The organism is Siminovitchia fortis (assembly GCF_007681465.1).
GTDB classification, from domain to species: Bacteria; Bacillota; Bacilli; order Bacillales; family Bacillaceae_C; genus Siminovitchia; species Siminovitchia fortis.
The window spans coordinates 51545-76543 of the sequence record NZ_VEKZ01000002.1 but is presented as its reverse complement, the minus strand read 5'-3'; the positions used below and the strand labels follow the sequence as shown (position 1 = coordinate 76543).

At 45.0% G+C, this 24999-nt stretch carries 29 protein-coding genes; all 29 read right to left on the bottom strand.

Going from position 1 to position 24999, the window contains the following annotated elements; translation table 11 throughout:
• Positions 1 to 4: 4 nt before the first annotated feature.
• A complete protein-coding gene (fliJ, locus tag FS666_RS01385; RefSeq protein ID WP_144461055.1) occupies positions 5 to 451 on the bottom strand; it encodes a flagellar export protein FliJ in 447 nt (148 codons plus the stop codon).
• Positions 448 to 1773: a flagellar protein export ATPase FliI gene (gene fliI, locus FS666_RS01380; protein ID WP_144461054.1), complete on the bottom strand. Its 1326-nt coding sequence runs from the start codon at positions 1771 to 1773 to the stop codon at positions 448 to 450. Before fliI ends, fliJ begins: the two co-directional genes overlap by 4 nt.
• Positions 1770 to 2534, bottom strand: coding sequence for a flagellar assembly protein FliH (gene fliH / locus FS666_RS01375; RefSeq protein WP_186306489.1), 765 nt, complete (start codon positions 2532 to 2534; stop codon positions 1770 to 1772). Before fliH ends, fliI begins: the two co-directional genes overlap by 4 nt.
• Positions 2527 to 3534 carry a flagellar motor switch protein FliG gene (fliG, locus tag FS666_RS01370; protein WP_144461052.1) on the bottom strand — a complete coding sequence of 336 codons (1008 nt, stop codon included), beginning with the start codon at positions 3532 to 3534 and terminating at the stop codon, positions 2527 to 2529. Before fliG ends, fliH begins: the two co-directional genes overlap by 8 nt.
• Before the next feature lie 4 nt (positions 3535 to 3538).
• Complete coding sequence (gene fliF / locus FS666_RS01365) at positions 3539 to 5152, bottom strand: flagellar basal-body MS-ring/collar protein FliF (protein ID WP_144461051.1); 1614 nt, start codon at positions 5150 to 5152, stop codon at positions 3539 to 3541.
• Positions 5153 to 5176: 24 nt separating this feature from the next.
• The gene (fliE, locus tag FS666_RS01360) at positions 5177 to 5485 is read right to left on the bottom strand and encodes a flagellar hook-basal body complex protein FliE (RefSeq protein ID WP_244943812.1); all 309 of its coding nucleotides are present in this window, start codon (positions 5483 to 5485) and stop codon (positions 5177 to 5179) included.
• A gap of 17 nt (positions 5486 to 5502) precedes the next feature.
• Positions 5503 to 5955, bottom strand: coding sequence for a flagellar basal body rod protein FlgC (gene flgC / locus FS666_RS01355; protein WP_144461080.1), 453 nt, complete (start codon positions 5953 to 5955; stop codon positions 5503 to 5505).
• Positions 5956 to 5963: 8 nt separating this feature from the next.
• Positions 5964 to 6350, bottom strand: a complete 387-nt coding sequence (gene flgB, locus FS666_RS01350) for a flagellar basal body rod protein FlgB (RefSeq protein ID WP_144461049.1) — start codon at positions 6348 to 6350, stop codon at positions 5964 to 5966.
• Between the two features lie 202 nt (positions 6351 to 6552).
• Positions 6553 to 7332: a GTP-sensing pleiotropic transcriptional regulator CodY gene (codY, locus tag FS666_RS01345; protein WP_120069656.1), complete on the bottom strand. Its 780-nt coding sequence runs from the start codon at positions 7330 to 7332 to the stop codon at positions 6553 to 6555.
• A 51-nt stretch (positions 7333 to 7383) separates the two neighbouring features.
• Complete coding sequence (gene hslU, locus FS666_RS01340) at positions 7384 to 8772, bottom strand: ATP-dependent protease ATPase subunit HslU (RefSeq protein ID WP_144461079.1); 1389 nt, start codon at positions 8770 to 8772, stop codon at positions 7384 to 7386.
• A gap of 73 nt (positions 8773 to 8845) precedes the next feature.
• Positions 8846 to 9388 (bottom strand): ATP-dependent protease subunit HslV, encoded by a 543-nt coding sequence (hslV, locus tag FS666_RS01335; protein WP_120069653.1) that lies wholly within the window; start codon positions 9386 to 9388, stop codon positions 8846 to 8848.
• 17 nt (positions 9389 to 9405) lie between these two features.
• Complete coding sequence (xerC, locus tag FS666_RS01330) at positions 9406 to 10293, bottom strand: tyrosine recombinase XerC (RefSeq protein ID WP_120069650.1); 888 nt, start codon at positions 10291 to 10293, stop codon at positions 9406 to 9408.
• A 65-nt stretch (positions 10294 to 10358) separates the two neighbouring features.
• Complete coding sequence (gene trmFO / locus FS666_RS01325; protein WP_144461048.1) at positions 10359 to 11660, bottom strand: FADH(2)-oxidizing methylenetetrahydrofolate--tRNA-(uracil(54)-C(5))-methyltransferase TrmFO; 1302 nt, start codon at positions 11658 to 11660, stop codon at positions 10359 to 10361.
• 224 nt (positions 11661 to 11884) lie between these two features.
• A complete protein-coding gene (gene topA / locus FS666_RS01320) occupies positions 11885 to 13960 on the bottom strand; it encodes a type I DNA topoisomerase (protein ID WP_144461047.1) in 2076 nt (691 codons plus the stop codon).
• A 566-nt stretch (positions 13961 to 14526) separates the two neighbouring features.
• Entirely contained in the window at positions 14527 to 15402 is an 876-nt protein-coding gene (dprA, locus tag FS666_RS01315; RefSeq protein WP_120069874.1) for a DNA-processing protein DprA, read from the bottom strand.
• A gap of 240 nt (positions 15403 to 15642) precedes the next feature.
• Positions 15643 to 16545 carry a succinate--CoA ligase subunit alpha gene (gene sucD, locus FS666_RS01310; protein WP_120069641.1) on the bottom strand — a complete coding sequence of 301 codons (903 nt, stop codon included), beginning with the start codon at positions 16543 to 16545 and terminating at the stop codon, positions 15643 to 15645.
• A 66-nt stretch (positions 16546 to 16611) separates the two neighbouring features.
• Complete coding sequence (gene sucC / locus FS666_RS01305; protein WP_144461387.1) at positions 16612 to 17772, bottom strand: ADP-forming succinate--CoA ligase subunit beta; 1161 nt, start codon at positions 17770 to 17772, stop codon at positions 16612 to 16614.
• Positions 17773 to 17850: 78 nt separating this feature from the next.
• Complete coding sequence (locus tag FS666_RS01300; protein ID WP_144461388.1) at positions 17851 to 18141, bottom strand: EscU/YscU/HrcU family type III secretion system export apparatus switch protein; 291 nt, start codon at positions 18139 to 18141, stop codon at positions 17851 to 17853.
• On the bottom strand, positions 18138 to 19343 hold the full coding sequence (locus FS666_RS01295; protein WP_144461389.1) for a TP0910 N-terminal domain-containing protein: 1206 nt from the start codon (positions 19341 to 19343) through the stop codon (positions 18138 to 18140). The genes FS666_RS01300 and FS666_RS01295 overlap by 4 nt, the downstream gene beginning before the upstream one ends.
• A 72-nt stretch (positions 19344 to 19415) precedes the next feature.
• On the bottom strand, positions 19416 to 20192 hold the full coding sequence (locus FS666_RS01290; RefSeq protein WP_144461390.1) for a ribonuclease HII: 777 nt from the start codon (positions 20190 to 20192) through the stop codon (positions 19416 to 19418).
• Between the two features lie 31 nt (positions 20193 to 20223).
• Complete coding sequence (locus FS666_RS01285; RefSeq protein WP_144461391.1) at positions 20224 to 20490, bottom strand: hypothetical protein; 267 nt, start codon at positions 20488 to 20490, stop codon at positions 20224 to 20226.
• 40 nt (positions 20491 to 20530) lie between these two features.
• Positions 20531 to 21388, bottom strand: a complete 858-nt coding sequence (ylqF, locus tag FS666_RS01280) for a ribosome biogenesis GTPase YlqF (RefSeq protein ID WP_144461392.1) — start codon at positions 21386 to 21388, stop codon at positions 20531 to 20533.
• Between the two features lie 19 nt (positions 21389 to 21407).
• Positions 21408 to 21947 carry a signal peptidase I gene (gene lepB / locus FS666_RS01275; RefSeq protein ID WP_144461441.1) on the bottom strand — a complete coding sequence of 180 codons (540 nt, stop codon included), beginning with the start codon at positions 21945 to 21947 and terminating at the stop codon, positions 21408 to 21410.
• 201 nt (positions 21948 to 22148) lie between these two features.
• Positions 22149 to 22493 carry a 50S ribosomal protein L19 gene (gene rplS / locus FS666_RS01270; RefSeq protein WP_120069619.1) on the bottom strand — a complete coding sequence of 115 codons (345 nt, stop codon included), beginning with the start codon at positions 22491 to 22493 and terminating at the stop codon, positions 22149 to 22151.
• 154 nt (positions 22494 to 22647) lie between these two features.
• Positions 22648 to 23361: a tRNA (guanosine(37)-N1)-methyltransferase TrmD gene (gene trmD / locus FS666_RS01265; RefSeq protein ID WP_144461393.1), complete on the bottom strand. Its 714-nt coding sequence runs from the start codon at positions 23359 to 23361 to the stop codon at positions 22648 to 22650.
• The gene (rimM, locus tag FS666_RS01260) at positions 23358 to 23876 is read right to left on the bottom strand and encodes a ribosome maturation factor RimM (RefSeq protein ID WP_120069609.1); all 519 of its coding nucleotides are present in this window, start codon (positions 23874 to 23876) and stop codon (positions 23358 to 23360) included. Before rimM ends, trmD begins: the two co-directional genes overlap by 4 nt.
• A gap of 3 nt (positions 23877 to 23879) precedes the next feature.
• Positions 23880 to 24272 (bottom strand): YlqD family protein, encoded by a 393-nt coding sequence (locus FS666_RS01255; protein ID WP_120069606.1) that lies wholly within the window; start codon positions 24270 to 24272, stop codon positions 23880 to 23882.
• Between the two features lie 54 nt (positions 24273 to 24326).
• The gene (locus FS666_RS01250; protein ID WP_120069869.1) at positions 24327 to 24560 is read right to left on the bottom strand and encodes a KH domain-containing protein; all 234 of its coding nucleotides are present in this window, start codon (positions 24558 to 24560) and stop codon (positions 24327 to 24329) included.
• 11 nt (positions 24561 to 24571) lie between these two features.
• On the bottom strand, positions 24572 to 24844 hold the full coding sequence (gene rpsP / locus FS666_RS01245; protein WP_018705165.1) for a 30S ribosomal protein S16: 273 nt from the start codon (positions 24842 to 24844) through the stop codon (positions 24572 to 24574).
• Positions 24845 to 24999: the final 155 nt, after the last annotated feature.

The following is a 24999-nucleotide window of genomic DNA, read 5'->3' as shown; positions in this document are numbered from 1 at the left end:
TCACCTAATTTCCTTTTCGATGTTGGAATTGGATGGCTGCTATTTCATCCATTTGATTGTTTTCATACGTATTGATCAACTGTTGAAAATACTTGTAGCTTTTCTCTTTCATTTTTTCGTATTTTTTCACTTCGATATTGCTTTCAAGAAGCTTCTCCTCCCAATGCTTCATCTCATTCCGTGTTGCCATGACCTGTTTTTGCCAATAATCGATTGTTTCTTCAAGATTATTGATGAACAGTTGATGGTGCCTGATCTTTTGGATGGAAAAGCCTGTTTCCAGCTTCTCTGATTGAAATTGTTCCAGGACTTCCTTTTTCTTTAGCAATTCATATAAATTTTTGGCAGCCCGTTCAAATTGACGGACCGATTCTTCGTAAAGCGAATAAGTCTCTTCCTTTTCTCTCTCTTTGAGCGTTAAAATATGCTGGAATTTATAATCAAATTTCAACGAAACTCACCCGTTTCTGCCAAATTGATCAACGACTGGATACTTTCTTCCTTCGTTGCCTGTTCATTAGTCCCTTGCTGTAAAAATTTGATGATTTCGGGCTGATAATCAATCGCTACATCGATCTTTTGGGAAGCGCCTTTTTTATATGCGCCGATATTAATCAAATCTTCCGCATTCACATACGTACTTAAGAGATTCCGGATCGTATTGGCAGCTGCCTGATGTTCTGGTGCAGCAAGCTGGTTCATGAGTCTGCTGACACTTTTTAAAACATTGATCGCAGGATAATGGCCTTTGTTAGCCAAGGAACGGTCAAGAACGATATGCCCGTCCAAAATCCCCCTCACGGTATCCGCAATCGGCTCATTCATGTCATCGCCGTCCACAAGTACGGTATAGAAAGCAGTAATCGACCCGAGCGGGCTTGTCCCTGTCCTTTCAAGAAGGCGGGGCAGCAGGGCGAAAACGGAAGGGGTATAACCCCTTGTGGCGGGCGGCTCGCCGACAGCGAGGCCCACTTCCCTCTGGCTCATGGCCACCCTTGTGACTGAATCCATCAAAAGATTTACATTGCAGCCTAAATCCCTGAAATATTCAGCGATCGCAGTCGCCGTAAAAGCGCCTTTGATTCTCATGAGGGCAGGTTGATCCGAAGTGGAAGCCACAATGATCGACTTTTTCAACCCATCGGGCCCAAGGTCGTTTTCAAGGAATTCCTTTACTTCCCTTCCCCGTTCCCCGATTAGCGCAATCACATTGATATCCGCCCTCGTATTCCGGGCAATCATCCCGAGCAGCGTACTCTTTCCGACGCCGCTTCCCGCAAATATTCCCATCCGCTGGCCATTTCCGACTGGCAGCATGCTGTCGATAGCCCTCACACCCACTTCGAGCTGCTCGGCGATGGGAGGCCTTGTCAACGGGTTCGGCGGATCGCAATCTATTTGGACACCAGCCATTCCGCGGGGGATGGCCGATTCATCCATCGGATGTCCCAGTGAATCCACCACCTTGCCGATCAATTCGGGACCGACGTTTATTTCCAGAGGTTTCCCTGTTGTTTCAACAAGGCTTCCCGGAGATACATCCAGCAAATTGGTATAAGGCATTAAAATCAGGTGCTTTCCTTTAAAACCGACAACCTCGGCCAAAACGGTCCGGCTGTTTGCTGAATTTCCGGTATGTATGAGGCAGACATCCCCGATGGAACTTTCGGGTCCGAATGACTCAATCATCAGGCCGACAACCTTGACCACTTTCCCATACCTTTTAAGCGGGTTGATCTTTTTTATATGAGGCAGGAGCTCCTGTGCCTTCATTGCTTTTGTTCAGCGGAGAGGAGCTCCGCGAGCCTTTCTTTCAACTCGGAAAGCTGGCTGTCAATGCCGGTATCGATTCTGATGGTTTCACATTCAACGACACAATCATTTTCATTTAATTCCTCATTTGGATAAATATAACATTGCACCTCTCGCGGAAAAATAGATTCCAGCACGTTTCTGGATGAAACAAGCAAATGGAACTTGGATGGGTGTACAAAGATCTCTATCTCTTTTTCATTTTTCAGTTCAGTCAGAGCCTTTTTTACAACACCGATAAACTTTTCAGGTTCCTCTGAAAGAGTGGACCCCAGGACCGCTTCTGCACTTGCCATTGCCAGGTCAAGGATGGTCTGCTCCGCCTGCACGATATATGCTTTGGAGTCCGCCTTAGCCGTGTCGATTGTGCCGATGGCTGTTTCTATCAAGCTCTTAAACTCGTTTTCCCCTGCTGTCCTTCCTTCTTTCAGCCCCTTTTGATAGCCCCCGTTCCATGCTTCCTCCGACAATTGTCTTTTCTCCGCTTCCCAGAGGTTCTTTTCCTCTTGAATGGCATTTTTCAGCTGCTCTGCCTCATGAGCGGCTTTTTCTAAAATGTCTTTAGCCTTTGCTTCCGCCGTTATTATGAGTTCATTGGCTTTGGCTTCAATTAAAGGATCCACAGTGCCCTGTCCGCAGTCCGATCTTTCAACCATTCGCGGTTTGATGACCTTTGCGTCTGTCAATATCCTGTCTGAATGAAGCTTGATGATGTTAGACAATGATTTCATCCCCTCCGCGTGCAAGGATGATTTCACCCGCATCTTCCAATCGGCGGATAATGGCGACAATGTTTGACTGAGCTTCTTCGATTTCGCGCAATCGTACAGGGCCCATCAATTCGATTTCCTCCTGCAGGGTCACCGCCATCCGGGTGGACATATTTTTGAAGATCGTTTCCTTCACTTCGTCGCTGGCGACCCTGAGCGCGAGCATCAAGTCATCACTGTCACATTCCCTGATCACACGCTGAATCGAAAGATTGTCCAAAATGACAATGTCTTCAAAAACAAACATTCTTTCCCTGATATCCTCTGCAAGTCCGGGATCCTGGATTCCGAGCGTATCAAGAATGGTTTTTTCGGTTGCACGGTCGACCCCTTGGAGCACCTGGACAATCGATTCGATCCCGCCGCTTTGGGAATAGTCATCCGTAACAGTAGCAGACAGCTTTCTTTTAAGAATTTCTTCCACTTCACGGATCACATCAGGAGAAGTTCCATCCATCACTGCAATCCTCCTGGCAATGTCCGCCTGTGTGTCATTTGGAAGCTCCGATAAAATTTGCCCCGCTTTTTCCGGGTCCAAATATGACAGGACAAGGGCGATGGTCTGCGGATGCTCATTTTGGATGAAATGTAAAATTTGTCCCGCATCGGCCCTTTTGGCAAAGTCAAACGGCCGGACCTGCAAGGAAGCATTGAGCCTTTTCAGCATTTTCGCAGCCTCCTCATAACCAAACGCCTTTTCCAGCACGACTTTGGCATAATCCAAACCGCCCTGGGTTATATATTTCTGTGCAAGGGCAATATGGTGAAATTCATTGACCACCTTGTCTTTTTTTTCGGGTGTCACATTCCTGAGGCTCGAAATTTCCATCGTAAGTTTTTCAACTTCTTTTTCAGTCAATTGTTTATAGATTTTTGAAGCGGTATCGGGACCAAGAGAAATAAGAAGTACAGCGGCCTTTTGAAGGGCTGACATCTTTTGTTTTTTATCCATCTCTCTAAATCTCCTCCTCTTCCTCAGCAAGCCATGTCCGCAGCAGGTTGGCAAATTGTTCCGGGTTATCTTTGGCTAATTCTTCAAGCCGTTCCCGGTTCTCTGCAGCTTTCTGTGCTGCCAGTTCCTCAATCGTTGGCTTTGGAGGTTCCGCAGGCTGGTCTTCGGCGATTGCCGTCATTTCTTCCAATTCTTCCGCTTTACGTGCTCTGCTTCTTGTCCATAGGAAAATAAGAAGAGCTATGATGGCAACCAGAATTCCTCCGATAACGTACCCCCACCATGGCAATACGCTTTTGGATGAATCTTCCCCGCGGCCCATGTTCCCGTTAAACGGCTGTACAGTTACAACAACCTTATCATCAATAGCAGCATCGGAAATGTCCGTCCCGCTTTCCTTGTCAATGGACGTCCTGACGATCGTGGACAGCAGCTGGCGGATATCTTCCCTTCTTTCTTCCGGAAAAGAAGCGGGTTCTTCGGGGTCTGGCGGCTCAACCATGACCTGAATGCCCAGATCCCGGATTTTATATGGGCTTTCCACAATTTCCTTGCGCACTTTATTGACTTCATAATTCAGAGTTTCTTCGGACTTTTCATAATCCCCTGAATTCCCGCTGCCTTCCATGTATTGGCTTGCTCCACTGTCAGCAGGATCGCCTCCTTGCGGTATACCGCCCGCTTGGGCTTCATCGCCTGAGAATGTTTCTGTAATTCTTTGGGCACTGATGGCAATTCCGCGCATATTTTCTTCATCCACCGGTGTAACAAGGTTTTCCTCCCTGTTTTCCTGGGTGAAATCTATATCCGCTGTAACGGAAGTGATGACCTTTTCATGGCCCATCAAGGTTCCGAGCATTTGCTGCACCTGGCGCTGTATATCCCTTTCCAGGCGCTCCTTGATTTTCATTTGCTGATCAATGCCGCTGTCGGCATAAGAACCATCATTCAAGTCGAAATATTCCAGGTACTGGTTTCTGATGACAATATTGTCTGTCGGCAAATTGGGTACACTTTTGGATACAAGGTGGTACAGCGATTTAATTTGTTTCTCATTGAAATCGTGTCCCGGCTTTGTTTGCAGGATAATTGATGCCGATGCTTCTTCATTATCCTCTTTCACAAAGACGCTTTTTTCCGGCATGGTGATCATCACATTTGCATCTTCTATTCCATCAATGCCTTTAATCAGGGCTGCCAGCTCATTCTGGGTGGCATCAAGCTTTAATACGTTGAATTCATTATCTGTCATGCCGAAACCAGCGTTCTCGCTAAAGAAAGAGTAATCGATATTCCCCGATTTGGGGATACCTTCTGCTGCTAGTTCGACCATCAAGTTTTCTGCATTTCCCTCGGGAACCCTTATCGTTGTACCGTTTTCCGTTATTTCGGACTTCACTCCCCTGGCGTCGAGCTCTTCTTTGATGGCACCAGTCTCGGACGGCGACAAGTTCGTATAAAGAGGGACCATGGCCGTACGGATTAATAAAACGGTTAGAATGATAATGAATAGAAGTAAAATAATTGCCGATGAAACAAATACGATCTTTTGTTTTTTTGTTCTTTGTATCCAATACTCTTTCAAATTTGAAAAACGCCTAAACAGTAAATCTTTCATCGATAATCCCCTTAAACATTCTGGTTACACTTGCATTCGCATGACTTCCTGGTATGCCTCAACAGCCTTGTTCCTGATTTCAAGCGCGGCCTGCATGGAAATAGATGCTTTTTGGCCGGCAATCATCACATCATGCAAATTGATTTTCTTTCCCTCTGCAAACATTGATGTGGCCTTGTCTGATTGTATTTGCAGCTTATTCACTTCCTGGATTGCATTTTGCAAGTAATCTCCGAAATTATTCGCTTTATTAAAACTTTCAGCCACTGGCTGTTTGGAGTTTATCGAAGATGCAGCGGGCAAATGAGAAATGACAGGATTGATTGGCATCACTCATGCCTCCTTTCTAATTATTTTCCAATATCCAGCGACTTCATCAACATCGCCTTTGTTGCATTGAATACCGTGACATTGGCTTCGTATGATCTTGTGGCACTGATCATATCCACCATCTCGCGAAGCGGATCAACATTTGATTGATAGACATAGCCATTTTCATCCGCATCAGGATGTTCAGGATCATAAATCGATTTGAATGGGGTTTGGTCTTCGACGATCCTGGCCACCTTTACCCCTGCCGGAGTTTTATTCCCGGCATAGGAGCCCATCGCATTATTTAGAGCCGAAGAAAATGAATTTTCATTTGGCTGCATGACGACCATTTTGCGTCTATAGGGCTGCCACTGGCCATCAACAAGTTTTTCTCTCGTCGTATCGACATTTGCCATATTGGAGGAGATGACATCCAATCTAAGGCGTTGGGCTGTCAATGCAGAGGAAGAAATTCCCATTGTATAGAACATTGTCACTACTACTTTCCTCCCTTGATGACATTTTGTAACAAATTGAATTTCCCGCTTAATCTTTCTGATAAAGTACTGTAATAAATCTGATTTGCCGCAAGATCGGACATTTCTTTGTCAATATCGACATTATTGCCATTATGCCCGTATTGGGCCCGCCTGTCAGATAGCGCAACAGCAGGGTTTTTCATCCTATGGGCGCTAATATGGCGCGGATCGGTCATCCTTAATTTTGCAGCAGAAACCGCCTCATCAAATACTTGGCCAAAGCTCACTTTCTTCCCTTTGTAATTAGGGGTATCGGCATTGGCGATATTTTGGGAAGTAACTTCGTGTTTTAATGCAGAATAGTCCATAGAACGTTCTATCGTCTGAAAACTATCGAATAGATTCACAATAAGCACCTGCCAATTTTCTTCTTGTTTTTCCTAAACTATCCACTATTGTAATCTTTTTGTCATATTACGTCTACACAAGCTGAGTAATTCTTGGTGAATTTTCGATAAAAAACTCGAAAATTGATTCTTTAGTCCCATTAAAAAAATAAAAAAAACGTCCGAATAGACTTCGAACGTTCTTTTTCCTGATTATCATTTATCAGTTTGATTTTAATTTCTCCAATTCAACAAGGAACTTGGAGTTCAACACTTTGATATAAGTGCCTTTCATCCCGAGTGAACGGGATTCGATGACACCGGCACTTTCTAATTTCCTGAGTGCGTTGACGATGACGGAGCGGGTAATTCCTACTCTGTCGGCAATTTTGGAAGCTACGAGCAGCCCCTCTGTTCCGTTGAGCTCTTCAAAAATATGCTCAATGGCTTCCAGTTCACTGTATGAAAGGGAGCTGATCGCCATTTGGACAACTGCTTTACTGCGGGCTTCCTCTTCAATTTCTTCAGCTTTTTCACGAAGGATTTCCATACCAACCACTGTTGCACCATATTCAGCAAGAATCAGGTCATCGTTATCAAATTCCTGCTCAAGCCTTGCCAAGAGCAATGTCCCGAGCCTTTCCCCTCCGCCGTTGATCGGCACGATTGTTGTCAGGCCGGATGAGAACAAATCTTTATTTTCCACCGGAAAAGCTGTATATTCACTGTTCACATCGATGTTTGAAGATGTTTCGGAAATATTGAAAAGCCTCTTTGTATAGTCTTCAGGGAACTGCCGCTCCTCAAGAATACTTTTCATTCTGTCATTTTCAATTTGCTGGCGGACAGAATAGCCCAAAACCTTTCCTCTTCTGCTTAATACATATACATTGGCTTCTATGACATCAGACAACGTTTCAGCCATTTCCTTGAAGTTTACCGGTTTTCCTGCAGCTTTTTGCAGCATTGCATTGATTGTTCTGGTCCTTGTTAATAATTCCATTGTTTCTCCTCCTAAATTTTTCCAAACTTACAACGATTGTTGACATATTTTTTATAAAATAAACTGGCTTAAATCTTTGTCTTTTGAAATTGCTGAAAGTTTTTGGTCCACGTACTGAGCGGTAATTTCCACCTTTTCCATCGTGACATCCGGTGCTTCGAACGACAAATCTTCAAGCAGTTTCTCCATAATTGTATGCAGGCGCCTCGCTCCGATGTTGTCCGTATTCTGGTTCACATCAAAAGCGATTTCTGCAAGTCTGTTAATAGCATCGTCAGAAAATTCTATTTGTATACCTTCAGTTTCCAATAATGCTGAATATTGTTTGATCAGGGCGTTATCGGGTTCAGTCAGTATTTTGTAGAAGTCTTCTACTGTCAGCTTTTCGAGTTCAACCCGAATCGGAAAACGGCCTTGAAGTTCCGGGATTAAATCCGAGGGCTTAGCCATATGGAATGCTCCCGCAGCAATAAACAAAATGTAATCTGTTTTGACCGGTCCGTATTTGGTGACTACAGTTGACCCTTCGACAATCGGCAGGATATCCCGCTGGACACCTTCCCTTGAGACATCTGCAGACGAAGACTGGCCTTTGCTCGCGATTTTATCAATTTCATCAATAAAGATGATCCCTGTTTGTTCGGCCCTGAAAATCGCCATCTGTGTCACTTCATCCATGTCGATCAGCTTTTGGGCTTCATCATTCGTCAGGACTTTCCGCGCCTCTTTGACGGGAAGCTTCCGCTTCTTAAGCTTTTTGGGCATCAGGCTGCTTAAGGCATCCTGCATATTCATCCCCATCTGCTCCATGCCGGACCCTTGGAACAGATCAAACATGGAAGGCTGCTGTTCTTCAACCTCCACTTGCACAATTTCGTCTTCCAGTTCTCCATTTGCAAGCTTTTCCTCAATGATTCTTCTTTTTTCGCGGATGCTCAGCTCTTCCTGTTCATCTTGGGTTGATGAACTTTCAGCCTGCTGGCCTCCGCCAAAGATCATTTCAAATGGGTTTTTAAAGTTTTCCGACTTCTTTTTTCTTGGCACCAGCAGCTCGACAAGGCGGCGGTTCGCCTGTTTCTCCGCACGGTCCCTTACTTCCTGCATTTTCTCTTCTTTGACAATCCTGATCGATGTCTCGGCAAGATCTCGGACCATTGATTCGACATCGCGTCCCACATAGCCCACTTCGGTAAATTTGGTCGCCTCCACTTTTACAAACGGAGCTCCGACCATTTTGGCCAAACGGCGGGCTATTTCCGTCTTACCTACACCGGTGGGGCCCATCATCAATATGTTTTTCGGGATGATCTCATCTCGAAGATCTTCGCTTAACAGCCCCCTGCGGTAACGATTGCGGAGAGCCACCGCGACCGCCCGCTTCGCGTCATTCTGACCGATGATATATTGATTGAGCTTTTCAACAATTTGCCTAGGAGTCATGGCAGCTCCTTTATTAACGACTGTCAAAATAGTCCCTCCCTCTTACAGTAACGTATTGCAGCGCCGACATGTGTTACAATTCTTCGACAATTATTTGTCGATTTGTGTAGACGCATATATCCGCGGCAATTTCCAAGGCCGCTTTAGCCATTTCTTTCGCAGTCAGATGTTCAGCGGCATGATTTTTCAAAGCTCTGCCAGCGGCCAGCGCATAATTGCCGCCAGATCCAATTGCCAAAATACCATCATCCGGCTCAATGACTTCACCCGTACCGGAAATGAGCAGCAGATGCTTGTCATCCATAACGATCAGCATCGCTTCAAGCTTTCTTAAAACTTTATCGCTCCGCCATTCCTTCGCCAGTTCGACAGCCGCCCGCGGAAGATTTCCATTGTATTCCTCGAGCTTTCCTTCAAATTTCTCAAACAATGTAAAGGCATCAGCCACAGATCCTGCAAAACCGGCCAGCACTTTGCCATTGAATAGTTTACGTACCTTGCGTGCAGTATGTTTCATGACTACCGCATTTCCAAATGTCACTTGTCCATCACCGGCCATGGCACATTTTCCCTTATGATGAACGGCGAAAATTGTCGTTGCATGGAACTTATCCATCGTTTACCTCCTAGCATTCAAGCCCGCGGATGGCTGTTCATATATGTTTTCCTTAAATGTTCCTTTGTAACGTGCGTATAAACCTGCGTTGATGACAGGTGCGTGTGCCCCAATAATTCTTGGACTGTCCGCATATCCGCCCCGTTGTTCAGCATATGTGTCGCGAAACTGTGCCGGAACATATGCGGATGGATCTTTCCTGACAGGGATGCCTTTTTCATTACATCATTCAGGACATGACGGATTCCCCTTACAGTTAACGGGCCTCCCCTGGCATTCACAAAAAGACTCCGGTGGCCCGAGCGGTCAACCAGCAGGCTTCTGGCATTATTCATGTAGGATTCCAGAGCCTCTGCGGCAAAGATACCGAAAGGCACATATCGTTCCTTTTTGCCTTTTCCCTTTACCAGAATGGTTGAAAATTCAAAGTCTACATCATCCACCATAATATTTGCGCACTCGCTTACCCTGATGCCGGTGGCATACAGCAGTTCTATAAGCGCGAGGTTGCGTTTCCCCAATGGGGTAGAATCATCGCAGGAATCAAATAGCTGCTGCATCTCCTCTTCATAAAGGAAACTGGGTAGCCTCACTCCTTTTTTAGGCTGTATAACCAAAATAAAAGGATTTTCATGTACGATTTTTTCCCTTAACAAAAACTTGAAGAAGCTTCGCAGGCTTGATATTTTCCTGGCGGCACTTGTCCTTGCATATTGCTGTTCATACAATGAAGAAACATACAAGCGGGCATCGAAATATTCCACATCATCCAGTGTTGCAATGCTTTGCTCTTTCATGAACAGGATGAAATGCTCGATATCTTTTTTATAAAACTCGATTGTGTAAGATGAATAGTTTTTTTCAATCTGCAAGTATTCCAAAAAACTGTTCACATGGTCTTTCATCCTTCCACCCCCGACTATCAAGCCTTCTAAATATTATCACAATTCATTTTTCTATGCAAAGAAAATTAAATATTTTTCGCAAAGTTTTGAATTGCGTTAATTGCACGTTCTGCATATTGCTCATTCTTCAATTTCTTGTTTTTAATTCTTTGGGGCAATTCTGGCAGCAGTCCGAAATTGACATTCATCGGCTGGAAAGTTTTCGAGCCGGTTGATGTAATATAATGGGCAAGGCTTCCAATCATTGTTTCGTTTGGAAAAACTGCCGGTTCTTTTCCCAGTGCCACTAATGCAGCATTCACGCCCGCAGCCAAACCGCTGGCCGCCGATTCCACATAACCTTCAACTCCGGTCATCTGCCCGGCGAAAAATAAATCGGGCTTTTCTTTAAATTGATATGTCCGGTTGAGGACCTTTGGCGAATTGATAAACGTATTGCGGTGCATGACACCATAACGGACAATTTCAACCTCTTCCAATCCCGGAATAAGCCTGATCACCTCTTTCTGCGGTCCCCATTTGAGATGTGTTTGGAACCCTACCATATTATAGAGTGTTCCCGCAGCATCATCCTGCCGGAGCTGGACAACGGCATAAGGGATTTTTCCGGTTTTAGGATCCTCAAGGCCGACTGGCTTCAAAGGGCCAAACAGCATTGTTTTTTTCCCTCTTTGGGCCATCACTTCAATCGGCATACAGCCTTCAAAGAAAATTTCTTTTTCAAATTCTTTAAGCGGGACCGTTTCAGCTTTGATTAAAGCATCATAAAAGCGATTGAACTCTTCCTCGTTCATCGGGCAGTTCAGATAGGCTGCTTCCCCTTTGTCATAGCGGGATTTCAAGTAAACTTTATCCATATTTATGCTGTCTTTTTCAATAATAGGAGCGGCAGCATCATAAAAATATAAATGGTCCTCCCCTGTCAGTTCCTTGAGCTTTTTAGACAAACTGTCGCTTGTCAGCGGCCCTGTGGCGATGATTGTAATACCGGAAGGAATATCAGTAATTTCCTCATTATGGACTGTAATGAGCGGATTTGCGCGGATTTTTTCCGTGACATGTCCTGCAAAATCGTGTCTGTCAACAGCAAGTGCTCCGCCTGCGGGAACGGATGACCGATCGGCAGCTTCGATAATGAGCGAATCCATCATTCTCATTTCTTCTTTCAGGACACCGACCGCGTTAGTAAGGGAGTTTGCCCGTAATGAATTGGAGCAAACCAGTTCGGCAAACTTGTCTGTATGATGGGCAGGCGTTTGCTTGACAGGCCTCATTTCATATAAGTCAACCCGGATTCCCCGCTTGGCAATCTGCCACGCCGCTTCACTCCCTGCCAAACCCGCACCTATAATATTTACCGATTGCATGTATGTAACCTCCAGTATATGATCAATCTTTCACAATTTTTCTCATCAATCCCTATAGCATTTTACCCTAAATGCGTGACAAATAAAAACAATGCGCCTTATAAAGAAAAGCGCAAGCGCCTTGCCCATCGACGTACAGACTGAAGTGCCTCCGACGAGATAAAGGAAACGGAAACGCCCGGTCAGCCTGGACAAGGAAAAGGTGAGTGCTCGGCGCACTCACCTTATTGCTGCGGCTCTTCCTTGTAGTCGCAATTGACACACTGGACCTGATTTCCTTTTTTGAGCTTCTTTTCAACAAGAAGTCCGTCGCATTTCGGGCAAGGACGGTTAATCGGCTTATCCCAGGAGAGGAAGTCGCATTCGGGATAGCGGTCACAGCCGTAAAAAATGCGCTTTTTCTTGCTTTTTCGCTCTATGACATTTCCTTCTTTACATTTCGGGCATTTCACACCGATTTCCTTCACAATCGGCTTTGTGTTTCTGCAGTCAGGGAAATTGCTGCAGGCCATAAATTTGCCGAATCGCCCCATTTTGATAACCATGGGACTTCCGCAGTTCTCGCAGTCTTCCCCGGCGTATTCATCCTTGATTTCCACTTCTTTCATTTCAGCTTCTGCCTTTTTCAAACTCTTTTCGAAGTTTTGGTAAAAGTCATCTATAATCTTAACCCACTGAGCATGGCCCTCTTCAATTTCATCCAGGTTATTTTCCATCTTGGCCGTAAACTCCACATCCAGTACCTCAGGGAAAAACTCCATCATCAGCTCTGTAACAATTTCGCCCAGCTCTGTGGGGATAAAACGCTTATTATCCAAAGCGACATAACCCCTTCTCTGAATCGTATCGAGCGTAGGAGCGTAGGTCGAAGGCCTGCCTATTCCCAATTCTTCCAGAGTTTTGACCAATCTTGCCTCTGTATATCTGGGAGGCGGCTGTGTAAAATGCTGTTTCGGGTTCAGCTTTTCCGAAACGACTTTCTCACCTTCTTCGAAAGAAGGCAGCACATTCTCTTTTTCTTCTGATTGATCATCGGTTCCTTCCACGTATACCTTCATAAAGCCGGGGAATTTTGTTTTGGAACCATTCGCACGAAATGTAACTTTACCATTCACCAGATCAACAGTCATCGTATCCATGACCGCCGGTGCCATTTGGCTTGCAACAAAACGTTCCCAAATCAGCCTATACAATCTTAGCTGGTCGCGGCTTAAATGGGCTTTGACAGCATTCGGTTCCCTCATTGTGCTAGTTGGACGGATCGCTTCATGCGCGTCCTGGGTGTTCGCCTGTTTCTTATCCTTCCGGCCTCCGGCGGCCAGATATTCCTTTCCAAATCGGGAGCTTATATATTCAGATGCTTCTTTTACGGCAATATCAGAAACTCTTGTGGAGTCCGTCCTCATATAAGTAATTAAACCAACGGTTCCTTCTTTTCCAAGGTCAATCCCTTCATATAATTGCTGTGCAAGCATCATGGTTTTTTTCGCTCTGAAATTGAGCTTTCTGGCAGCCTCCTGCTGAAGTGATGATGTAGTAAACGGACGGGCAGGGTTTCTTTTTCTTTCTTTTTTCGTAACAGCCTGAACCACAAAGGAATCACCATCCAATTGCCCGAGTACCTCTTTTACATCTCCTTCAGACTGAAGCTTCTTTTTCTTTCCTTCTATTCCATAAAAAGCAGCCTGGAATTCGTCCTTCCCTTTTTTAAACAGTCCTTCGATAGACCAATATTCTTCGGGAACGAAATTTTTGATCTCATTTTCTCTGTCTATGATCAAACGCACTGCAACAGACTGAACCCTTCCGGCGCTTAAACCTTTTTTTACCTTTTTCCAAAAAAGCGGGCTGATGTTATACCCTACGAGTCTGTCTAATATTCTTCTTGCCTGTTGGGCATCAACAAGATCTTTGTTTATAGGACGAGGATGCTTAAAGGATTCTTTAATAGCATCTTTTGTAATTTCATTGAAGATGACACGGCAGTCTGAATTGATATCCACATCAAGACTATGGGCCAAATGCCATGCGATCGCTTCACCTTCCCTGTCAGGGTCAGCTGCAAGATATACTTTTTTCGCTTTCTTGGCTGCAGATCTCAGTTCTTTTAAAACAGGGCCTTTTCCCCTGATTGTTATATATTTCGGTTCATAATTGTTTTCAACATCCACACCCATTTGGCTTTTCGGCAAATCCCTGACGTGTCCCATGGATGCCCTTACTTTATATTTTTTTCCTAAATATCGTTCAATGGTCTTCGCCTTTGCAGGCGATTCCACAATCACCAAGTAATCCGACATGCAAAAATCCTCCCCAGAGGTAAATTCAATAAATCAGAATAAATCTTATACGTGTATCGTATGTTTGTCAACGAAAGAAATAGAACAGGCGTATAGAAAAGCGGAAGACGGCCGCTTAGGGGCGACAAGCGCTGGAGGACTAGCCAGTGAAGTCGTTCTTTGACTTCATTGGCTAGACCGAAGCGACCTCGAGCCCCTGCCGTCTGCAGCTAGACATTAAGAAAAGCGCAAGCGCTCGTTTAGCGACGTACAAACTGGAGCGCCTCCGACGAGATAAAGGAAACACGGCGAAGAATGCAGGCTCAAGCAGCGACGTCCTGTCGCTTCGCCTGCACTAGCACATCCTGTGCGTCGGAGCCGATGTTGACTTATCGTAGGAGGAGGCGCGAAGTTTGCTAGTCGCTGAGCGCTGGAGCTAGACAAGGAAATACTATCCAAAGTTGTGGAATTTTATGCTTTCTTTAACAACGAGAAGAGCTTAAGCACCTGTTCCAAGCTTCTGTTGATGAATCTATCCCACTTTCCGTAAAATTGCAAGTTTTTTTGATTTTATGTGATGAAATGACTCACTCGATATACAGTTCCTCCAATATATCATAGCCGGAAGTAACAAGCTTTGCCCCTTGCTGTATCAGGCGGTTTGCCCCTTCTGAAAGGGGGCTGCCGATCGGCCCCGGCACCGCAAAAACTTCCCTGCCTTCCTCCAAAGCAAAATCGGCAGTGATGAGTGATCCGCTCCTTGACCTTGCCTGTACGATGACAGTACCTTTGGCCAATCCGCTTATTATACGGTTTCTTTGGGGAAAATGCCATTTTTGCGGCCGCCAGATCGGGGGATACTCCGAAACAATCAAGTGGTCTTTTTTCATCTTTTCAGCCAGCTCCCTATTTTCCGGCGGATATAAATGGAAGAAACCGCCTCCCAACACGGCGATTGTTTTTCCGCCAAGCCGTATTGCTTGCTGGTGGGCAAAAGTGTCGGTGCCTTTGGCAAGTCCGCTGACAATGACAAATCCGCTTTCCAGAAGAGGCTCAAGCAGCAGGCCAATGGCTTTTTTCGCATACGCATCAGCAGCCCTTGCGCCCACTACAGCAATCGATGGCCTTTTAAGAAGCAGGTTGTCCCCCATGAAAAAAAGGACAAGCGGCGGGTCATAAATTTCTTTCAGCATTTCGGGGTATTCCCGGTCTCTGAAAGTAATAACCGATATTCCGCTGGCATGGTATTTTTCAAGAATTTTGTTGATATCGATCCTTTGGAAGTCATGGAAAAATTTCCGTGCAGAAGAGTGGCTCAATTGCAGAAGCTGTTGGAGTTTAGAGGATGAAAAAGAATAAAGATTTAAAAGTGAGGGGTCATGTTTGAGAAGGTTTCTAATTGCTGCGTTCCCCACTTGCGGGCAATGGATCAAATGGAGCAGCCTTTCTGTAAAAATTCGGATCACTTCCTTTTTATTTTTTTAAAAGGAAGCCTCTTTGTTCCTTTTAAAAAAAGTATAAAATTTGGACGAAACATCTATATGGAATGATGTTGTGATATGTCCAGCTCCAGGCGCCATCGGCGAAAGGATCAAGCCGAATTGCTGGGGTGGCTGAAAAGCTGCCTCCTCGCAATTCGTCTTGTGCTTGTCGCCTAAGGCTGCGCGCCTTGCGCTTTTCTTACAAGAGGCTTCCCTATTCAATTAATGTGTCTTGCATTTTTCATAGAGTCCCTTATCCTTCAAGACTCCGATCAATGTTTCACCAATTACTGCAGGAGTATCGGCAACTTTGATTCCGCATTCGTTCATGACACGGATTTTTTCGTCCGCAGTTCCTTTTCCGCCCGAAATGATGGCACCGGCATGGCCCATGCGTTTTCCCGGAGGTGCAGTGCGCCCGCCGATGAATCCTACGACAGGCTTGGCCATGTTCGCTTTTACCCACTGGGCAGCTTCCTCTTCTGCCGTCCCTCCGATTTCACCGATCATAATGACCGCTTCTGTTTCAGGATCTTCATTAAAAGCTTTCAAAACATCGATGAAATTTGTGCCGTTTACAGGGTCACCGCCAATTCCAACCGCCGTTGATTGTCCAATACCTGCTTCGGAAAGCTGATGTACAGCTTCATATGTCAATGTACCAGAACGGGAAACCACACCTACATGGCCTTTTTTGTGAATGTAACCCGGCATGATTCCGATCTTGCACTCCTCGGGAGTGATGACTCCAGGACAGTTCGGACCGACAAGTCTCGTTTTCTTGCCTTCCATGTAACGGACCACTTTGACCATATCCAAAACAGGAATGTGCTCAGTGATGCAGATGGCCAGATCCAGCTCCGCATCGACTGCTTCCATGATGGCATCAGCAGCAAAAGGTGCCGGTACGTAAATAACCGAAGCGTTAGCGCCTGTTTCTTTTACAGCTTCCTCCACTGTATTGAAGACCGGAACTCCTGCCACCTCTTGGCCGCCTTTGCCGGGTGTTACGCCGCCGACAATTTTCGTCCCATATTCAAGCATCTGTTCTGTATGAAAAAGGGCTGTTGAGCCTGTAATTCCCTGTACAATTACTTTTGTGTCTTTATTGACAAAAACACTCATGATTTTCCCTGCCTTTCAAATGATCTTTGATAAACAACTTTGATTCCAAAGCACCTGGGGGTCTCTTTACTTGACCAATTCAACGATTTTTTGCGCACCGTCTGCCATGGAATCCGCAGCCGTAATATTCAAACCGGATTTATTGAGAATCTCTTTGCCTTTATCAACATTTGTCCCTTCCAGCCTCACAACTAAAGGAACTTCAAGTCCGACCTGGTGGACGGCTTCGACTACGCCGGACGCAATGACATCACACTTCATGATACCGCCGAAAATATTGACAAAGATCCCCTTGACCGCATCATCGGAAAGGATGATTTTAAAAGCTTCCGTTACTTTTTCCGCGGTGGCTCCTCCCCCGACATCCAGGAAGTTTGCAGGTTCCCCGCCGTAATATTTAATGATATCCATCGTTGACATGGCCAGGCCTGCACCATTGACCATGCACCCGATGTTTCCGTCCAAAGCGATGTAGCTCAAATCGTATTTTGATGCTTCGATTTCTTTTGGATCTTCTTCATCCAAATCACGGTATTCAAGGATATCCTTATGCCTGAATAAAGCGTTGTCATCAAAATTTAGCTTTGCATCAAGTGCAAGCACATTTCCGTCTCCTGTCACAACAAGAGGGTTGATTTCCGCAATTGAACAATCATTGTCCACAAAGGCATTGTAAAGGCTGATCATGAATTTGGCAGCTTTTCCGACCAATTCATTGGGAATATTGATGTTAAAAGCGATTCTGCGCGCTTGGAAACCGGTTAAACCGACAAGCGGATCAACGACTTCTTTGAAGATTTTTTCCGGTGTTTTCTCGGCAACTTCCTCGATTTCCGTACCGCCTTCTTCCGAAGCCATCAAGACTACTCTATCGGTGCTTCTGTCGACAACAAGACCGACGTAGTATTCCTTCTTAATATCGCATCCTTCTTCAATCAGCAGGCGTTTTACCTCTTTGCCTTCAGGGCCTGTCTGATGCGTAACAAGTGTTTTTCCGAGAATTTCCTCAGCATATGTACGGACTTCATCCAAATTTTTCGCCACTTTTACCCCGCCTGCTTTTCCGCGGCCGCCGGCATGGATTTGTGCTTTTACGACAGTGACATCCGAACCGAGTCCTTTTGCGGCTTCCACTGCTTCATCCACGGTGAAAGCAACTTTTCCATCAGGTACAGATACTCCGTATTTTCTAAGGATTTCTTTACCCTGGTATTCATGGATATTCATTTTCCGTCCTCCTATCGTTACTATGAAAAAATAGATTGCGTGTTTATTGTATTAAAATGATGTCAGGAAGTCCACTTTTTACGGTTGTCCAGTTTTTTCTTCGGCCATTTTCCGATCCAGTCTGTAAATGAAAGCAAAAATTTCTGCAACAGCTTCAAACAGTTCCTCCGGAATCGTCTCGTTCAAGTCAAGCTGGCCCAGCAGTTCCACGAGCGCCGGATCCTGTTGGACCGGTATTCCGTTTTCTTTTGCTGCTTCAAGAATCTTTTCGGCTGTAACACCTTTGCCCTTTGCCATTACGATTGGCGCTTTTCCATCATTTATCCGGCCTCCCAGGGCCACAGCTTCCTTTAACCGGCTTTTGTTCATATTTGAATATCAACTCCTGAGTACAGGCGGGGGCCGCTTTTTTGCAGAGGTTTGTTTTTCTGGCGGAAAGGCTGTTTAAAGTGGACCGCGGACAGCTCGTAATCATACTCTTTCAGTTTTTCTTTCAATTCAGGAATCAGCATGGCTGCGAAGGCTTTGATTTTTGGAGACTCATTTATAACTGTAATATTCGTGATCCGTTTTTGGATTTTCACATCAACCACAGTCTGATCCAAGTTCTCCAAATCGAGATAAAAGACGACCCTGCAATAATCCGGGTCTATTTTGCCGTCTTCGCGCCGCTTCCCCTCCCATTGAAAGGAGAGTTCGGTGCGATGGCCGTATAACTCTAAAGGAATATCAAAAAATAGTTGCTGCATGGGCCCGGTATCAATGGATAGAAGAAGCTGTCCGTTCATTCTGTGAAGCAGCTGCTCTGCCGCCTGTCTTGCTGCGGGATTCATCTTTGCACCAGAACGCCCCAAATATTGGATCAGGAGGGATTTCAGAGATTCTGCCCCGCTTACTTCGCTATCGCGAATAATTGCATGTTCATGAAACAGTCCCATTTGTTGAACAGCATGCTTGATGTTATCCATTGCCGTTTTTCCTTCCAGCATATGCGTCTGTCCGTCTGCTCCGTTTTGGGGAGGTTTTCCTAATTCATTAATCAAACCAGTAATCCTTTGCACAATTGAATCCGGCTCAGTTTCAGAGGCAAGGGCTGTACGCAAGGCAGATAGCGCATCGGTCAATGGAAATTTGCTGCCTGCAGCAAGCAGTGAGTTGAATATGTTTTCCGAAAATGGCATATCTCTGGCGCTCATCAGCTTAATGACATCCAATGCCAGTTTTTTGTCAGATGCCTTCCCGACCCACTGTCCTGCCTGCTGAATCTGCTCCCTCGTCATGCTGAGGGATTCCTTTGTAAAAAATTCGGCGAGGGCATGGTATCCTTTTTCATTTGGCAGTGATAATTGCCTCATGAGTGAGAACTGATCCGCATTTTTTGTGCCGATTAATTTCAGCCGGGGTTCTCCCTCCACCAAATCGACCTGAAGAAAATAGCCTTTTCCGCTTTCCAGAGGGGCTTCGAGCCTGGCAATCAGCCTGTGTGTCCCGAGCTGAATCTCTGCATGCTGGTTTGGAAAAAGCCTATTGACATGAGCAAAAAATATTTGTCCATTCTTTAGTGTGAGCACGCGGTTTTGTCCCGAGCTTAGAGTTTGAAACATATCTTGGGTTAACGCATGAATATCCAGGTCGATCCCCCCTCAAGATTGAAGCATGGCCGCTTGGACAGGAGCAAAAGATTGACGATGGATCGGACATGGCCCAAGCTTTTTTAAAGCATCCAGATGGACTTTCGTTCCGTAGCCTTTATGTATCCCGAAACCATACCCAGGATATTGCCGGTCATATCCGGCCATGAGCCGATCGCGCGTGACTTTTGCAATGATCGACGCGGCCGCAATAGAAATGCTGTCTGCATCGCCTTTAATAATTGATTCCTGCGGATATGGGGCTTCTATTTTCATAGCGTCCAAAAGCAAAAAATCCGGCTGGACGGCAAGCTCGCTGACGGCGAGCTTCATCGCTTTTTTGACGGCCTGATAAATATTAAGGCGGTCAATCTCTTCGGAGGGAATGATGCCAATGCCTATCGCCTCTGCCTCTTCATGGATCCGGTCAAAAAGTTCCGTCCGTTTCGCTTCACTCAACTTTTTCGAGTCATCCAATCCGTAAATTCGGCTGTTTTCATTCAATATGACAGCAGCGGCAACAACCGGGCCTGCCAAAGGGCCGCGGCCGGCTTCATCGATTCCGCTGATCAGCCTGAATCCCTGTGCCCTCAACCGCTCTTCATGTACAGACATCCGTATGTACCGTTTATGCTCGTTACGTTCCTTTTCCTTTTCGGCCTTCCATTTATTTAAAAGGGTTTGCACACCTTTGCGGGAATCCGACTGCAGTTCAATAATAAACTCGTCATCTTCATTTTGTATTTCTGCCAAAGCATCCTTTATCTGTGCAATCGTCTGATTTTTCATCCGGTCCTTTCACCTTCATCCAAGAAAATTTTCATTGCGCTTTCTTCACGGCAATTCTATAAATACAAATGATGAATCCGCAAAATAACGTTCCTGCCAAGAACGTCAAAATGGAAACATGGGGAGAGACAGACGCTCCGAATGCCACTTCACTTTGAAGGTAATGCGCTTGCTCCCAAGAACCGGAGATATCAGGTTTATAAAACATAGTTCTTATGTATCCCGCTAATAGAGTATAGGTAAAATATAAAGCATGAATAATGACAGAGCCTGCCAAAGCATATGCCAAAGCCTTCAAGGTGTCCGCTCCTTTCCTAAAAATAAAGATCCGTATTGGTCTATTCATTTATTTCATCCGGCATATCGAAAGTAATATTGCCCAGCTTCTGTGCCCGCACATCCATGATGACTGTCTCCGCCGTCTTTTCATAATCGACTTCTCCTCCGGATGTCAGGCATCCGCGAAGTTTTCCAATGTGATCAAATACATCTACTATATCTTCTGGTATCTCTTTGAGCTGATACCTTTTTTGCATATTGCCGGGATAGTGGGATTCGAGGAAGCGAAGGGCAAAAACGGCGATATCCTGCATATTCAGAAGCGAATCTTTAATCGCGCCGGTCAAAGCAAGCTTATAACCTATTTTCTGATCTTCAAATTTCGGCCATAATATGCCCGGAGTATCAAGAAGCTCAAGGTCTTTTCCAACTTTGATCCATTGCTGCCCTCTTGTAACGCCAGGAGTGTTGCCGGTTTTGGCAATGTTTTTCTTTGCCAGCCGGTTAATTAGTGTGGATTTTCCAACATTGGGGATACCGGTAATCATCGCCCTGATCGCTCTTGGCTTCAAGCCCTTAGCTTTCCGGCGGTCTCTTTTCTCTTTCAGCAGCTCCTCTGCAGCCCTTACAATCTCGTTCAACCCTCTTCCTGCCTGGGAATTGATTGCAAGCGCTTTAGTCCCTTCTTCCGAAAAACGGCTGATCCATTGCCTTGTCAACTCCGGATCTGCCGTATCTGATTTGTTAAGAAGAATCAGTCGCGGCTTTTGCTGTATGATCTCCTGGAGCATCGGGTTGGCGGATGAAACGGGAATCCGTGCATCCACCAGTTCAAACACGATATCAACCAGTTTTAATTTTTCCGTTACTTCCCGGCGTGCTTTTGCCATATGGCCGGGGAACCATTGGATAGTCATGAATTATGTTCCTCCATCATCACTTAACAATTCTTATATCTTTGATCGGCCAATAGACGATTCTTGCATCTCCTATGACCTTGTCCATGGAAATGGTCCCTATATGGCGGCTGTCTTTGCTTGAGCGCCTGTTGTCACCCATCACGAAAAGTTCACCTTCAGGCACGGTCTTTTGGCCCGTGATCTCTTCCAATGTAAAATCTTCAGTCAGCGGCCCTTCAGGGGTCTGCTCTTTATAGGTTTCCAAATATGGCTCGTCATATGCCTTGCCGTTCACATACAAAGTGTCACTGACATATTCGACTGTGTCCCCCGGAAGACCAATCACCCGTTTGATATAATCCTTTTGCTCAGGCGCATGGAAAACGATGATATCAAACCGGTCGGGCTTGCTCAGTTTATTTACGATCATCCGATCCCCGTTTTGTAAGGTCGGCATCATAGAGAAACCATCCACCACTATCGGGGTAAAAAATGCGTATCGAATAAGTGCAGCCAATCCTACCGCAATAAGCAAGGCCTTTGTCCATTCCCAAAGCTCGTTTTTCTCCTTTGCCATATTGTCACCGTCCAATCCTGAAACTATAGATGTCTTCAAAAATCCTGTATCTTTATTTATTGTACAGTATATTAACCCGTAAAAACACTTTAAACTTGCCGTTAAGAGAAATAGAAAAGGAGCTTGAACCCAAGCCCCTTTTTTCATAACGGATTTGCATATCTCAGCAAGGTTTGCTTCCGTCAAGAAACCAAGCGTAAATTAACGAATTTCTTTAATACGAGCTGCTTTACCGCGTAGTTTACGCAAGTAGTAAAGTTTCGCACGACGAACTTTACCGCGACGCACGACATCGATTTTAGCGATTCTTGGTGTATGAAGAGGGAAAGTACGCTCAACACCAACGCCGTAAGAAATTTTGCGGACAGTGAAAGTTTCGCTTATTCCGCCTCCGCGGCGCTTGATGACTACACCTTCAAACAACTGGATACGCTCGCGTGTACCCTCCACAACTTTCACGTGAACACGAACGGTGTCACCGGCGCGAAACGATGGAAGATCTGTACGCAATTGTTCTTTAGTCACTTCTTCAATTAATTTGTGCATCGTATTCATCTCCTTCCAACCGATGCTCTTGCAAATCATTTCGTTGCAGCGGAACACCGTAGTTACAGACGGACAATCCAGATTGCCACAGTCACAAAGGTAATAATACCATATTGCCTGTGTATTTACAATTAAATTTTGAAGCAGTTTTTTCTCATTCAGTACGATTTTTTTCCTTTTGGGCATTGATATATTTTTCATAGAGATCCGGCCGGCGGTCTTTGGTCCTTTTCAAAGATTCGTTCAGCCGCCACTCTTCTATTTTGCTGTGGTTGCCGGATAACAATATATCCGGAACCTTCATTCCGCGAAAATCTGCAGGCCTTGTGTAATGGGGATGTTCCAGCAGGCCTGTGGAAAAAGAATCTTCAAGCGCCGAATGTTCATTTCCCAATACTCCCGGGAGCAGCCGTACAACAGAATCAATGATGACCATTGCGGCCAATTCCCCGCCTGTCAAAACGAAATCTCCGATGGAAATTTCGTCCGTGACGATCTGTTCTCTTATCCGTTCATCATATCCTTCATAATGACCGCATATAAAGATCAAATGATCCTCTTTCGCGAGCTCCTCCGCTTTCCTCTGGTTGAAACGCTCACCTTGGGGGCACAGCAAAATGACGCGTGATTCCACGCTTTCCTTTCGCACATGGGACACCGCGTCAAAGATCGGCTGGGGCTTGAGCACCATGCCTGCTCCCCCTCCATATGGATAGCCATCGACGGTTTTATGTTTATTTGCTGAAAAATCACGGAAATTTGTAAGGTGATAGGAGACCGATTCTTTTTCAGCAGCTTTTTTTAAAATGGAAGACCCGAATACTCCCGTAAACATTTCAGGAAAAAGGGTCAATACGTCGATCCTCATGACAGTAAACCCTCCATAGGATCTATGATGATCTTTTTCTCTTCAATGGATACCTCTTTTACAACATCGGGAATGTAAGGAATCAATATATCTTTGCCATTGCTGCCGCCGACAACCCATACATCATTTGCCCCGGGGGTTAAAATTTCTTTTACAGTCCCTATTTCGTCTCCCTGCCCGGTTACAACCCGACAGCCGATGATTTCATAGAAATAATATTCTCCTTCGGGAAGCTCAGTCAGTTGATCTTCTTTTATTTTTAATGTAGCATTTTTCCATTTCTCCACATCATTGATATTTTCATACCCTTCAAAAGTAAGAAGATCAAAGTTTTTATGCTTTCGGTGTGTTTTCACTGTTAATGGGGCCGGTTCCTGATGGTTTCCGGGGAATAGATAAAGGGTGCTGCCGGGGGCGTATCTTTCATCTGGAAAATCGGTTGAGGAAATGACCCGTACTTCACCGCGGATGCCATGTGTATTAACGATTTTCCCAACATTAAACCAATTGTCCATACTTTACCTCTCCCTGATCTCTGCTATGATTCCGTCTTTGACGATGATTGTTTTTCCATTGATGATATCTTCCCATTGATCTCCGACCCGAATATCCACCAAAGCCTGGATGTCCTGATCTTTAAGCTCGCTTCCGTATGGAAGCATCCCAAGCTGTTCAATCTGAAAGTCAATCAGCTTGATCTTTTCTTTCCGCAGCTCGATTTCTTTATCAAATTGTGCTTTAAGTCCGGCAGCAGAAAACTTTCTTGTTCTTTCAAGCTTTTTCATTTCGAACAGCAATTGGTCACACTCTTTTTGAAGCTGCTGTTTCGATGTCGTATATTTGACAGAAAGTTCTTCTTTGCTTTTTTCAGTTAAAACCTGTTTGACGGTGACTGTTTGGATAATTTTCACAATCTCATCCTCCGCCTTTGCAAAGTTTAAAAAAAGAGGGGTGTTTCGGCCCCCCTATTCGTCGATCTCTAAAAAAATCCTCTTATGTTGTTTTGACCCTGCTGCAGCGTAAACGACCGTTCTGATGGCTTTCGCCACTCTTCCATGTCTTCCTATCACTTTTCCAATATCATCTTCATGAACGGACAAGTGGTAGGTAATACGCTTTTCGCTTTCATCCATCCGTACTTGGACATCTTCAGGATGATCAACAATCGGTTTTACAATCGACATAATCAATTCCTGCATATTTATCACTGTTATTTGCTATTTTTAGCGTTATGATATTTCTCCATGATACCTTGCTTGGAGAACAAGTTTCTGACTGTATCGGATGGCTTAGCACCATCTTGAAGCCATTTTAAGGCACTTTCTTCATTGATGTCAACAATCGCAGGCTGGGCGACCGGATTGTATGTGCCAACCTCTTCAATGATTCTTCCGTCGCGTGGTGAACGGGAATCTGCAACAACGATGCGATAGAAAGGAGATTTCTTTGCTCCTAAACGTTTTAAACGAATTTTAACTGCCATTTTAATAGCACCTCCGAATTGTTTTACACAAATCAGTATAATATCAATCTGTGTTTTGTTTGTAAAGTGTTTTTTCTTAACACGTTAAAAATTAGAATTTAAACCTTGTCTATATGGTGATGAACAGAGACTTTTTGTTTAATGTCCAGCTCCAG

Excerpts from the sequence above, each read along its gene's own strand:
- fliI (WP_144461054.1), bottom strand. The coding sequence starts at position 1,773 with ATGAAGGCACAGGAGCTCCTGCCTCATATAAAAAAGATCAACCCGCTT.
- fliG (WP_144461052.1), bottom strand. The coding sequence starts at position 3,534 with ATGGATAAAAAACAAAAGATGTCAGCCCTTCAAAAGGCCGCTGTACTT.
- fliF (WP_144461051.1), bottom strand. The coding sequence starts at position 5,152 with ATGAAAGATTTACTGTTTAGGCGTTTTTCAAATTTGAAAGAGTATTGG.
- flgC (WP_144461080.1), bottom strand. The coding sequence starts at position 5,955 with ATGTTCTATACAATGGGAATTTCTTCCTCTGCATTGACAGCCCAACGC.
- codY (WP_120069656.1), bottom strand. The coding sequence starts at position 7,332 with ATGGAATTATTAACAAGGACCAGAACAATCAATGCAATGCTGCAAAAA.
- hslU (WP_144461079.1), bottom strand. The coding sequence starts at position 8,772 with ATGACTCCTAGGCAAATTGTTGAAAAGCTCAATCAATATATCATCGGT.
- hslV (WP_120069653.1), bottom strand. The coding sequence starts at position 9,388 with ATGGATAAGTTCCATGCAACGACAATTTTCGCCGTTCATCATAAGGGA.
- xerC (WP_120069650.1), bottom strand. The coding sequence starts at position 10,293 with ATGAAAGACCATGTGAACAGTTTTTTGGAATACTTGCAGATTGAAAAA.
- trmFO (WP_144461048.1), bottom strand. The coding sequence starts at position 11,660 with ATGCAATCGGTAAATATTATAGGTGCGGGTTTGGCAGGGAGTGAAGCG.
- topA (WP_144461047.1), bottom strand. The coding sequence starts at position 13,960 with ATGTCGGATTACTTGGTGATTGTGGAATCGCCTGCAAAGGCGAAGACC.
- sucD (WP_120069641.1), bottom strand. The coding sequence starts at position 16,545 with ATGAGTGTTTTTGTCAATAAAGACACAAAAGTAATTGTACAGGGAATT.
- sucC (WP_144461387.1), bottom strand. The coding sequence starts at position 17,772 with ATGAATATCCATGAATACCAGGGTAAAGAAATCCTTAGAAAATACGGA.
- FS666_RS01300 (WP_144461388.1), bottom strand. The coding sequence starts at position 18,141 with ATGAACAAAAGCCGGTTAAAGGAAGCTGTGGCCCTGGGAGGCCGGATA.
- FS666_RS01290 (WP_144461390.1), bottom strand. The coding sequence starts at position 20,192 with ATGAAAAATCAGACGATTGCACAGATAAAGGATGCTTTGGCAGAAATA.
- ylqF (WP_144461392.1), bottom strand. The coding sequence starts at position 21,388 with ATGACTATCCAATGGTTCCCCGGCCATATGGCAAAAGCACGCCGGGAA.
- lepB (WP_144461441.1), bottom strand. The coding sequence starts at position 21,947 with ATGGCAAAGGAGAAAAACGAGCTTTGGGAATGGACAAAGGCCTTGCTT.
- rplS (WP_120069619.1), bottom strand. The coding sequence starts at position 22,493 with ATGCACAAATTAATTGAAGAAGTGACTAAAGAACAATTGCGTACAGAT.
- trmD (WP_144461393.1), bottom strand. The coding sequence starts at position 23,361 with ATGAGGATCGACGTATTGACCCTTTTTCCTGAAATGTTTACGGGAGTA.
- rimM (WP_120069609.1), bottom strand. The coding sequence starts at position 23,876 with ATGGACAATTGGTTTAATGTTGGGAAAATCGTTAATACACATGGCATC.
- FS666_RS01250 (WP_120069869.1), bottom strand. The coding sequence starts at position 24,560 with ATGCAGGAATTGATTATGTCGATTGTAAAACCGATTGTTGATCATCCT.
- rpsP (WP_018705165.1), bottom strand. The coding sequence starts at position 24,844 with ATGGCAGTTAAAATTCGTTTAAAACGTTTAGGAGCAAAGAAATCTCCT.